Annotated in this window: 6 protein-coding genes and 3 tRNA genes; 3 read left to right on the top strand and 6 right to left on the bottom strand. The window is 39.8% G+C overall.

The features are described 5' to 3' along the window. The first annotated feature begins 395 nt into the window (after nt 1-395). Nucleotides 396-5510: a hypothetical protein gene (locus K1M91_RS05175; RefSeq protein WP_232800488.1), complete on the top strand. Its 5115-nt coding sequence runs from the start codon at nt 396-398 to the stop codon at nt 5508-5510. A 224-nt stretch (nt 5511-5734) separates the two neighbouring features. Here the strand turns inward: K1M91_RS05175 and K1M91_RS05180 are convergent, their stop codons facing one another. From K1M91_RS05180 to K1M91_RS05190, 3 genes are read right to left on the bottom strand one after another with little or no spacing between them, the layout of a single operon-like run. After that, a complete protein-coding gene (locus K1M91_RS05180; RefSeq protein WP_232800489.1) occupies nt 5735-6694 on the bottom strand; it encodes a slipin family protein in 960 nt (319 codons plus the stop codon). Continuing rightward, entirely contained in the window at nt 6694-7614 is a 921-nt protein-coding gene (locus K1M91_RS05185; RefSeq protein ID WP_232800490.1) for a slipin family protein, read from the bottom strand. Before K1M91_RS05185 ends, K1M91_RS05180 begins: the two co-directional genes overlap by 1 nt. Nucleotides 7615-7624: 10 nt before the next feature. Beyond that, nucleotides 7625-8104: an NfeD family protein gene (locus tag K1M91_RS05190; RefSeq protein ID WP_232800491.1), complete on the bottom strand. Its 480-nt coding sequence runs from the start codon at nt 8102-8104 to the stop codon at nt 7625-7627. Nucleotides 8105-8375: 271 nt separating this feature from the next. Between K1M91_RS05190 and K1M91_RS05195 the strand changes: the two genes are divergently transcribed. Further along, on the top strand, nt 8376-9437 hold the full coding sequence (locus tag K1M91_RS05195) for an HD domain-containing phosphohydrolase (RefSeq protein ID WP_232800492.1): 1062 nt from the start codon (nt 8376-8378) through the stop codon (nt 9435-9437). Between the two features lie 24 nt (nt 9438-9461). On the opposite strand, the gene K1M91_RS05200 is transcribed toward K1M91_RS05195, so the two are convergent. The 3 genes from K1M91_RS05200 to gltX form a co-directional block, all read right to left on the bottom strand. Beyond that, nucleotides 9462-9537, bottom strand: a tRNA-Ala gene (locus K1M91_RS05200). Nucleotides 9538-9561: 24 nt separating this feature from the next. After that, a tRNA-Ala gene (locus K1M91_RS05205) sits at nt 9562-9637 on the bottom strand. A 110-nt stretch (nt 9638-9747) separates the two neighbouring features. Continuing rightward, complete coding sequence (gene gltX / locus K1M91_RS05210; RefSeq protein ID WP_232800493.1) at nt 9748-11160, bottom strand: glutamate--tRNA ligase; 1413 nt, start codon at nt 11158-11160, stop codon at nt 9748-9750. A 263-nt stretch (nt 11161-11423) separates the two neighbouring features. Here gltX and K1M91_RS05215 point away from each other — a divergent pair. Then, nucleotides 11424-11499 (top strand) — tRNA-Val (locus tag K1M91_RS05215). Nucleotide 11500: the final 1 nt, after the last annotated feature.

The raw sequence follows: 11500 nt of genomic DNA on the forward strand, positions 1-11500 counted from the left end.
ATAAAGGCAATGGCGGAAAAGGGGGAAGAAAGATAAGCTTAAGGGCCTAAATTGTTGTGAGTACAGGCTGTCATATTGGTTTATATCTACTTGAACTGGCTAAATTATTTTTGCCCCAAAGTGTGTTAGCACTAACAGTTCAGGCTATTTCACACGCTGATAACTAGCTTAAAAATTCTACTAGGTTGGGTTGCCAATTTTTGTAACTTGTGACCATTTGAGCCACAAAATTAATTCTAAGCACATTTAACCATTCTATGGTTAAATTGCTTGTATCGGGCAAGTGACTGTGCTCATATCATCCTACCGTATTTTGCGATAAAGTGTTGAAAATTAGTGAGACTTGTGCAAAGAAAGACTCATGTATTTCATTGTGCACTCTATGGAGATGAGAAATGAGTAATGATGTCAAACAGCAGAGCAATCCATTTTCTACTGGAGGTGGTGGTGTTAACTTTGAAACTAGAGTTCAAGCTGCTTTTGCATTGGCATTACTAACAAAGTCTTGTGTTCCTTGCCTATCACAGGATATGAGGGCAAAAGAGTTAAAGTTTCAGAATAAATATGATGGCGTAAATACGGATGACTTTGTTTTAGTTGCGACTGATAAAGCAAGCAACCAAAGTCAGCTTTTTGCTCAGATTAAACATGAAATCACTATAAGTGGGGCTGTTGATTCAATGTTTTCTGAAGTTATTAATAGTGCATGGAAAGACTTTAAAAGCACTGACTTTAATGTTGAAAATGATTCAATTGCATTAATAACAGGCCCGCTGCCCAAACTTGAAGTTAATAATACTCTACCAATATTGGAATGGGCTAAGTATTCGTCAAACTCAGCAGACTTTATTAAAAAATCTAAAACAAAAGGCTTCACTAGTGAGGCAAAAGTTAACAGGCTTAATATATTCAGGGCACAATTAACCGTTGCTAATGGTGGGGATGCTATTACTGATGATGAATTATGGCTTTTCTTAAAAGTTTTTCAGTTAGTTTCATTCGACTTAGATGCAAAATACTCAGTAGTTGCAAATCTTTTGTGCTCTTTGATTGAATATTACTCGGATGAGTTACCATCTCTTGTTTTGTCTAAATTAGTAACTTGTGCCCAAGAATTTAACCAGAATGCTGGGACTCTAACTCAAGATAATGCACCTAGAGAAGTTAAATTGTTATTTGAGTCAACAAGTAGAGTAAATTTTGAAAATGATTTTTTAAAGCTTAAAGAACGTGGTGATCATATATTTAATGGAATATCGAACACTATTAATGATTATCATATAGATAGGACTGATCAGATAGCAGAAATATCTGAAATGTACGAGGTAAATGACTTTCTTTTTGTTACTGGCGCTAGAGGTGTTGGAAAATCTGGAGTTGTTAAAGACTTTATCTCAACGAAAGGGAAAGATGTCCCTATTTTCTATTTAAGAGCTGAAGACTTAGATAAAAATCACCTTAACGAGGTATTTACATCTATCGGAATGAATTCTACGTTAGGGCAGATTGAAGGGTACTTCTCGTTACTTAAAGAAAAAATACTTGTTATTGAGTCTCTAGAAAAAGTTTTAGAGCTAAATTATCAAGATGCATTTATTGATTTACTTCAATACATAAAAAAACAAACGGGATGGACCATTATTGCTACGGGCCGTGATTATGCATATCAACAACTTACTTTTAATTATCTTCAACCTAGTGCTATCCAGTTTGACAGTGTGAATATCGAAGGGCTTACTACGGATCAAGTTGCCCAAGTCAGTGAGCATATTCCTGAGTTAGCAGGGCTAATATCTAATGACTCGTTAACTGAATTACTTAAAATGCCATTCTTTATAGAGATTGCAGTAAGAGCTATTGGTAATGGTGCACAATTTAAATCTGGTGATACTGAAGTCGATTTTAGAAATACTGTCTGGGCAACAGTGATTTCAAAAGAGGCAGATAGAAAATTAGGAATGCCAGATAAGCGAAGAACAACTTTTATTAATATTGCAAAACAACGAGCGAAAAAAATGTTGTTTGGTATTAGAGCTAGTGAGTTTGATCCTGAAGTCATTGCTAAATTGGAAGAGGATCATTTAATTCACCGTGATCAGAAGTCTGCCACTATAAGTCCAATGCACGATGTATTAGAGGACTGGGCATTAGAAGAATACATTGAGAGCGAGTACGTTGAAAATTCGCATGACTTAATTCAATTTTTATTAACTATTGGTAATGAACCTGCAATTAATAGAGCCTTTCGGTTATGGCTATACCGAAAATTGAAATTTGATGATGCAACTAATGAATTTGTTGAAGAAGTCTTGACCACTGATGCTATAGAAAGTTACTGGAAGGATGAAGCTATTGCAGCGATTATGCAACATGGCTCGCCAGAAGATTTTCTATATTCTCTTAAGTCTCAGCTGCTAAAGGATGATTGTGCACTTTTGGTCCGCTTTTGCTTTATTCTCAGAATAGCCTGTCAAAGACCAAGCTCACTATATAATAATTTATTGGTTAAAGATGAAAAATCAGGGATTTTGAAATCTTTGTTTTTACAGCCTTATGGTAACGGTTGGGAGGCATTGTTTAATTTTATCTATGAGGTTAAGCATGACTTGAGTAACACTATGCTTACTCAAGTTGTTGAGGTGATAAATGAATGGTGTGGACTCATTAATATATATGAGGAACTACCAAATGCATCACAAAAGGTTGGCTTGTTATGTTTATGGCTGCTTGAACCAGTTAAAGATTCTTATCGTGATGAGGGGCGAAGAAAGAAAATACTTAATGCCTTATTAAAGGTTTCGACAGCAATCAAAGAAAAATTTGATGAATTAATGGCTCAGGATGTTTTCATCTCCAAGGTAAAGCCTAGAAGGTTAAGCTATGTTGATGAGCTGACTAGTTTAGCCCTTGTAGGCACTAATGTGCCTATGTTGTGCAAGCGTGATCCTGACTTTATAGTTAAGCTTTCTTTGCATGAGTGGTTACTGCAAAAAACAGAAGAAGATGAGTTTGGCTATAGTTCTTATGGCCGAATTGATGTTGAAGAATCCTATGGTTTAGATCGAGAGCGTGATTTTTTCCCCGCAAGTGGTTCTAAAGGACCTTTTAAGTACCTCCTGGAATCAAAACCTAGATTAGCGTTAGATTTTATTATTAAATTATGCAATTTAACTGCACAGAAGTATGCTGAATCTGAGTTTGGCGCTCCTTCTGCGGATGAACAAGAAAAGTACTTCTCTGATGAAACAGCTGCAAAGCAAGTGGGTGTAATTCTCAATGATGGAACATTAATAAAGCAGTATGCCTCACCTCACCTTTGGAAAGGTTACCGAGGTCAGTCAACATTACCATATCTTCTTCAGTGTGCGCTTATGGCGTTAGAAAATTGGTTGGTTGAATATGTAGATACGTGTAGTGAAGACAATGAAATAGAATGGATATACGATTACTTGCTGAGAAAAAGTAACTCTGTAATGCCTACTTCTGTTTTATCTTCTGTGGCGACAGGTTTCCCTAATAAAGTAGGAAAAGCAGCATTTCCTTTACTGAAAACTCCTGATTTATACCATTTAGATTTAATTCGAATGACGCAAGAAATGGGGGGGAATGAATTACACTTTTTTAGTCATCAAAGAGAGGTAATGACAAAAATTTACATCGAGGAAAGAAGAAAAGCCGCACTTAGACCTTGGAGAAAAGAGTCTTTAGAAACCTTATTAACAAGGCTTCAATTCGTCAGTGAGTTAAGAGATGATGCTTTAAAAATTGTTGATGAATTGACAGGTGAAGCGATTGCTCGTAATGAAAAAAAACTTCGGTATATGGTACACCGAGTTGATACAAGGACTTGGGAAGCTGTTGAAGATAAAGATAATGATCGAATATTGCTTCAAAGCTCGTCTGAGCTTCCTGCAGATTTAAAGCAAGATCAACAGGAGTTTAACGAACAGTATGCAATTGATAACACTGTAACTAGTTTGAAATTATGGGGCCGAAAATTATTCGAAGAGAAGTTGCTCGAAGAAAAATATTTCTCTTCATATCAAGATGCATTAATAGCCGCAAAAGAATCACTCAATTCCCTCCAAAAAGGTGAAATTCACAACTTTGCCGATATGGCGGTTGGTGCAATCACAACTGTTGCTGCTGTTTGTGTTAGAGATGATCTTTTGAACTTAAGTGATGGAGATAAAGAGTGGTGCCTAGGAGTTATCCTAGAGTCCATATTTATGCACGCAGATAATATGAATGGAACAACCGCCCATGATAAGACTGATTATTATGGCTCTGGAGCGTGTGCATTTGTTTTGCCTAAATTATTTGAATTAGAGCTAGATTCAGAACAAGAAGAGCATTTGAAGTTTGCTTTGGCAACAGCGTTAACCCATGAGAACCTTAATGTTAGTGCTTATGCTGCTAAGGGGGTAAGGGAATTTCTTTGGTCAAGAGACGCTGAATTAGCATCCAGTTGTATAGCTGGAATAGTTGAGTATTCCAGATTACGAAGAGAAGATAGTGTGGTACGTAGGTTTTATCATCTACAAGGTGATGAGTTGCAAGCAGCTATGGAAAAATGGAATGCCCTTATAACAACATTTCGCAATGAATTAGTTGATGGAAAATTTAAGCTTTCGGTTAACGACATTTCTTTGGAAAGTCATTGTTCATGGTTTCTTCATTTACCAATGTTAATGGTTCCATATTGTACTACGGATGATGTTCAGATTCAGTTGGTTAACAGGTTAGTGAATTTTGTATTTGATACTGAATATCAAAATCATCGTTCAAGTGGTGATGAAAAAATAAATCATGACATTAAAAAACAGATGCAAGATTGCCTTTCTGAGCATGTTATTTACTCAAGAAATAATAATTTTATGCCCTTTAAAGAGTTATTGGTCTTAGGGTGTTCAAAAGCCCCCAGCTTTATTTACTCTATAACACTCTCATATAATGTAGTAGTGGAAAAAGAAGATGATTACTACGCAGTCTGGGCACTTTGGAGTTTGTTAGCGCCAGAGGCACATAAGATAGCCATGAATGATGTCAATGACCGCTATGTAGGGTTACAGAATGATTTAAATCAGCTATTACGTGGACTAATGTATGCGGATAGTCCTTGGCAAGGTCATCCTAATGAAGAGCGTGACATGAAGGCTGGGGCACACTATTTATTGGAATTTGCCAATCAATCTGCTGGCAATAGCCACGTTTTTGAAGCTTTAGCGTCTTTAATATATCACTTTCATAGTGTGTTCTTTGATAAAGGTATTCATCTTCTAGCTTCAAAGTTCACTGTGAACTCAGAACTTATAGGTAAGCAAATTAATACGGCTTATTACTTAGAAATGTCGATAGGACGATATCTTCAAATAGAAAATAGAGGTGTATTAAATAGGAAAATGTATAACTCATGCCTTGAGCTACTTAATGGAATTGTAGAAACTGGTTCTGCAAGGGCTTATTATCTACGAGAGCACATGATTAGATCGAGAAAAATACGTGTTTAGTTATACTAATTTTTACTTGCTTAGACTAGATCTTACAGTCATCAAGTGCGTCTTGGTGGCTGTACTTAAGCCTGAATATTTACAATGTAGGTCTTCGATATTTTTCTCATCTAACTTAGTAGATATAGGATAAAAGTCCTTACTCATTTTTGTCCAAATATGTGCTGGAAAAGATAGATAATAACGCGCCGCTAAAAATCATAGCGACGCATTAGGCTTTTAGTTTAACTTGGTTTATTTTTACTCGGCGTTAGGCCTACGGTGTTCATCCAAGCATCGTAGTCAAGTAGGTTGGCTGGCAGGATGATCTTACGTGATGGATCTGCCAAACCTTGCATTTGCTTCATGTATTGCTCACTTAGTTGCATTTTCATTGCATTTTCACCGCCTGGCAATGACAGCACGTCAGCCATGGTTTCTATCGAGGATGCAGTAGCACGAGCAATAGAAATGATTTCTTGTGCTTTACCTTCGGCGGCGTTGATACGGCGCTGCTTTTCACCTTCAGAGCGGTTGATCATCTCGGTTTTTAGACCGAGTGAACGATTGATGCGGCTTTGTTTATCACCTTCACTGCGGGCCATGATAGCGCGGCGCTCACGCTCTGCGTTAACTTGCATTTCCATTGCGTCACGTACGGTGCGTGGCGGGGTAATGTTTTTAATTTCATAGCGGTGCACTTTTATGCCCCAGCCTTCGCCAGCTTTTTCTAACACTTCGACCACTTTGGTGCTAATTAAATCGCGCTCTTCAAAGGTGCGGTCTAAATCTAATGTACCGATCACTGAGCGAGTGGTGGTTTGCGCCAGTTGCATGGCGGCATAGCGATAATCTGTGACGCCATAGCTGGCTTTCACCGGATCCATCACTGAGATATAAATTACGCCATCTACTTCAACATTAACTTCGTCTTTTGAGAAACATTCTTGTGGTGGTACATCGATGGTTTCTTCTTTTAGATCTTGAATACTGGCTACGCGATCGATAAAGGGCACAAGAGCATGAAAGCCTGCATCTAGGGTTTTGCTATAGCGACCAAGGCGTTCGACAACGTAGGCTTTTTGTGTCGGTACTAAGCGGATTGATTGAAAAAATTTAACAATCAAAACGAGAAACAGCGCGCCCCAAACCAGCATCACAAAGATGTCCATTAGGGAAATTTCTGAGCCAAAGAATTGTTCCATTACTTGGTTACTCCTTGAATGTTGTGAGTGACTTTATCCATTCCTTCAAAGAAGCCTTCTAGTTTAGCTACTTCTGTGGGGACAACTGATATTTCCGCAGTTTCAAGGATATCACCCGTTTGTTTTATAAAGTCTTCTAATAGGCGCATTTTCATTGCTTGATCGCCGCCGGGTTTGGCTAAAGCCTGAGTAACCATAGTGACGCCTTGGGCGCGGGCGTTAGCGATAATTTCAATTTCTTGCGCTTTACCTTCTGCTTCGTTAATTTGTTTTTGTTTGTCACCTTCAGAGATGTTAATGGCCTCTTGGCGCTCACCTTCTGATAGATTAATTGTGGACTCTTTGGCTGCCTCAGCTAAGGTGATTTCAGCACGTTTACTGCGCTCTGCTTCCATTTGTTTTTCTAGGGTGTGTACCACGTTGGCTGATGGCACGATATTTTTTATTTCGTAGCGTAATACTTTAATGCCCCAAGAGTCTGATGCTTTGTCTATTTCACGTACGATGATTTCGTTTAAGCTATCCCGTTCAGAAAAAGTTTGCCCTAAGGTTAATTTACCAATCTCTGAGCGCATGGTCGTTTGCGCCAAGTTAACACTGGCACGGCGGTAATCTTCAATGCCATAGCTCGCTTTCTTTGCGTCCATCACTTTGATGTAAACCAAGCCATCTACTTGAATTTGGATGTTATCCCGTGAAATACAGTTTTGTGCGGGAATGTCTAATACCTGCTCACGGGTTTCGTGGCGATAGGCCACACTATCAAAAAACGGGATTAAGAAGTGGACTCCGGGTTGTAATACTGCACGGTACTTTCCTAATCGCTCAATGACACAAATCTCGCGCATTTCTACTATTAATATCAATTTATAAATGATAAATAGCAGGACGATTAACGCGATGGTAAAAAACGCTAGCATGTTGACTCTCCTATAGTTTGAATTTGGATCTTAAATCGTCGTTAATTTTTTCAACCACGAGTGAAATATTGTCTCGGCATATGATCCGTACTTTGGTGCCTGGGGGGAGGGTTGAGCCATCGGCAATGGCCGGCCAAGTGGAGTCTAAACAAGATACGCGGCCAACGTGAGTTGCAGGGCCAATGGTTTCGACAACGGTTGCTTCTTTGCCATAAAGGTAAGCATCTTCATCGGTGTCATCAATATGGCTGTCACCACCGACCATATTTTGTGCCACATTACGAAATGCTAACAGCAGCACTAACGAAGAGATGAACCACAATGTTAATGCACCGACCCAAGTGGTGACCAAGCCAAATTGCAGGCTGGCGGCGACAACCAATGAACCGATACCGATGAACACGACTATGCCGCCAGGAATAATAGCTTCTGCTGCCATTAACAGCGCACCAGCAGCAGCCCAGTAAATAGGGTGGGTTAATGCATTCATGTTGACTCCTTAATTTCAGTTATCATAGTAACAGGTGCGCGCGCTAAATGGGTTGAGCCAGTTAATACAATCTGAGTTTCTTTTGAGTTTAAGTTTAGAGTAAACGTTAGAGTGTGCGACATATTATGTCAATTTGTTTTTCCTGTTTTTTCACAAACCTTGTGATTTATCACTTTATTGCTTAAGTTGAATGATTGTATCGATTTAAGTGAATATATTGGGGTTCTTTACTATTATTTAAATAATTGAATTCCGATTAAAATGGTTATCTATGGCGATTAGCGCCCCAGTAATGTATCAAGAGAAAGTCATTATATGTGATGACTCAATCACTAATGTGCTCGTCATGACAGAAATGCTAAATCAGTTAATGGCGCCTTTTGAGTTAATTGCTTTGACTGATTCCCGCAAGGTTATGTCTTATGTTGACGAATCAACATCTTTGTTGATCCTTGATATAGAGATGCCATTTTATACGGGCTACGATATTCTTATGCAAGTGCGGCAACGTTTCACTCCTGAGCAGGTATCAGTGATTGTCGTCAGTGGCTCAAGTGCGCAAGCCAGTCATATAAAAGCGTTAAAAGTGGGGGCGAATGATTTTATTAAAAAGCCTTACGATGAATATGAACTGAAATTACGCGTGATGAACCAATTAAAGCTGATACATGCATTTAAGCAGCAAAAACGCTCTAACGTCCAGCTTGAAAAAATTATCCAACAACGTACTAAAGAGCTGGAAGAAGCAACGGAATGTCTGATTATGAACTTAGCGAATATGGCAGAATTGCACGATGAAAATACTGGTCAGCATATCATGCGAGTGGGTAAATTTTCTGGACTGTTAGCAAAAGCCTGTGGTTTACCTGAGCATGTTGTACGTTTAATAGAAAAAGCGGCGCCGATGCATGACATTGGTAAGCTACATATTCCGGATAAAATTTTGTTTAAACCGGGCAAGTTAACCGATGAAGAATTTGCCATCATGAAAACCCACGTGGATGTGGTGGATGAAATCCTTATCGATCATCCCTCGGTATTGATTCAAATGGCAAAATCAATAGCGAAACATCACCATGAAAAGTGGGATGGTACAGGTTATAGTGAAGGGTTAAGTGGGCAATCTATTCCGATTGAGGGGAGGATTGTTTGTTTGGTCGATGTGTTTGACGCCCTAACCACCGCGCGTCCTTATAAACCGGCTTGGCCTGTTGACGATGCTATTGGTTATATTGTGGCGCAATCAGGTAAACAATTTGATCCTAACCTGGTGACTATTTTGGTTGATAATCTGGCGGATTTTCTTGAAATTAAATCAAATTTTGAAGATTAAATTTAAATATAGAAGGGAATAAATTGGTGGAGCCATGCGGGATCGAACCGCAGACCTCAACGCTGCCAGCGTTGCGCTCTCCCAGCTGAGCTATGGCCCCAATAGTTTTATAATCATGCAAAAGTGGTGGAGCCATGCGGGATCGAACCGCAGACCTCAACGCTGCCAGCGTTGCGCTCTCCCAGCTGAGCTATGGCCCCTTAACTTTTACTTGTTACAAACTAACTACTTAACGCCGTCTGATTTGCATTAAGTGAGGCGCATTTTATGCACCTCACTGTGTGCTGTCAACACTAAAAAGCAGCTAAAATTAATTCGCCGCTCTGTTTGCTATAAATTCCAGCGCTTTGCTTATTCTTTCGACACTGCGGGTTTTACCTATCAGCTTTAAAGTAATGTCTAATGAAGGTGACTGACCTGCGCCAGTGATAGCAACGCGCAGTGGCATACCTACTTTACCCATGCCAAGTTCGAGTTCATCTGCGGCATCTTGAATAGCCTGATGTAATACACTTTCATCATTCCAGTCTTCGATGGCTTGCAGTTTTTCTTGTACTTTTTGCAGTGGCTCTGCGGCGACAGGGCGTAAATGTTTCTTTGCCGCGCCAGCCTCAAACTCGCTGAAATCCTCATAGAAATAGCGGCTTGATGCAGCAAGCTCTTTTAAGGTTTTAGCGCGCTCAGATAACGCTGGTACGATATCGCTTAGGGCAGGGCCGTTTGCAATATCAATACCTTGGTCTTGCATGTGCCACTCTAGGAAGCTGGCGACGTGTGCAGGATTGCCGGTTTTGATGTAATGCTGATTTAACCAATTTAGCTTTTCGGTATTAAACGCCGAAGCGGCTTTATTAATATCAGTTAATTTAAACAGGTCTTGCATTTCTTGCATGGAAAAAATTTCTTGATCGCCATGAGACCAACCTAAGCGTACTAAGTAGTTTAGAATAGCTTCAGGCAGGTAGCCGTCATCGCGATACTGCATCACACCCACTGCACCATGACGCTTAGATAATTTAGCGCCGTCATCGCCTAAGATCATCGATACATGTGCGTACACAGGAACGGGTGCGCCTAATGCTTTCAATATGTTAATTTGGCGAGGGGTGTTATTGATGTGATCTTCACCGCGAATAACATGGGTAATACCCATGTCCCAGTCATCAACAACAACACAGAAGTTGTAAGTAGGTGCGCCATCGCTGCGTAAAATGATTAGGTCGTCTAATTCAGTGTTTTGAAACTCAATGGGACCACGCACTTGGTCGTCAAAAATAACGCTGCCAGTTTGCGGGTTTTTAAACCGTATAACATAGGGTTTATCAGCGGGGTAATCTGTGCGGTCACGCCATTCACCGTTATACCTAGCGTTTTCACCTTTTGCCATTTGCGCTTCACGCATGGCTTCTAGTTCTTCCGGTGTGCAGTAACAGCGGTAAGCTTTTCCTTCATCAACTAATTTTTGGATTAACTCTTTATAGCGATCAAAACGCTTAGTTTGATAATACGGGCCTTCATCCCATGTTAAACCTAACCACGTCATGCCTTCTAAAATGGCGTCAACAGCCGGTTGGGTTGAACGTTCAAGGTCAGTATCTTCTATTCTTAGTACGAATTCACCTTGGTTGGCCTTGGCATATAACCAAGAATATAGTGCGGTGCGCGCACCACCAATGTGTAAGTAGCCAGTTGGACTTGGGGCAAAACGCGTTTTTATAGTCATAACAGACTTGTGTCCTTTATTTTGAATAGAAAAATTGGTGTCATTTTATCCTTCCAGCAGCTCAAGCTCAATTTTTGTCTGAGCTTAAAACACCACTTGGCGCTTTTTTTAGCAAAACTAGCCTTGTTTTTATTCAAATGACTTAAAAAATGCGCAGTCGATAAAAATTGAAAAAAAAGGTGTTGACGATAAGAGTTAGCTCCCTATAATACGCCCTCACAAACACAGCGGATGTCGCAACGAGGCAAACGTTGATTTGGAAAGGGCGATTAGCTCAGTTGGGAGAGCACCGCCCTTACAAGGCGGGGGTCACTGGTTCAAGCCCAGTATCGCCCACCAC

Origin of the sequence: Motilimonas sp. E26, from assembly GCF_021278025.1 — a bacterium.
Classification (GTDB): domain Bacteria; phylum Pseudomonadota; class Gammaproteobacteria; order Enterobacterales; family CBDFNC01; genus Motilimonas.

What these genes read in the sequence shown, in the direction of transcription:
- K1M91_RS05175 (WP_232800488.1), top strand. Translation starts at nt 396, where the DNA reads ATGAGTAATGATGTCAAACAGCAGAGCAATCCATTTTCTACTGGAGGT.
- K1M91_RS05180 (WP_232800489.1), bottom strand. Translation starts at nt 6,694, where the DNA reads ATGGAACAATTCTTTGGCTCAGAAATTTCCCTAATGGACATCTTTGTG.
- K1M91_RS05185 (WP_232800490.1), bottom strand. Translation starts at nt 7,614, where the DNA reads ATGCTAGCGTTTTTTACCATCGCGTTAATCGTCCTGCTATTTATCATT.
- K1M91_RS05190 (WP_232800491.1), bottom strand. Translation starts at nt 8,104, where the DNA reads ATGAATGCATTAACCCACCCTATTTACTGGGCTGCTGCTGGTGCGCTG.
- K1M91_RS05195 (WP_232800492.1), top strand. Translation starts at nt 8,376, where the DNA reads ATGGCGATTAGCGCCCCAGTAATGTATCAAGAGAAAGTCATTATATGT.
- gltX (WP_232800493.1), bottom strand. Translation starts at nt 11,160, where the DNA reads ATGACTATAAAAACGCGTTTTGCCCCAAGTCCAACTGGCTACTTACAC.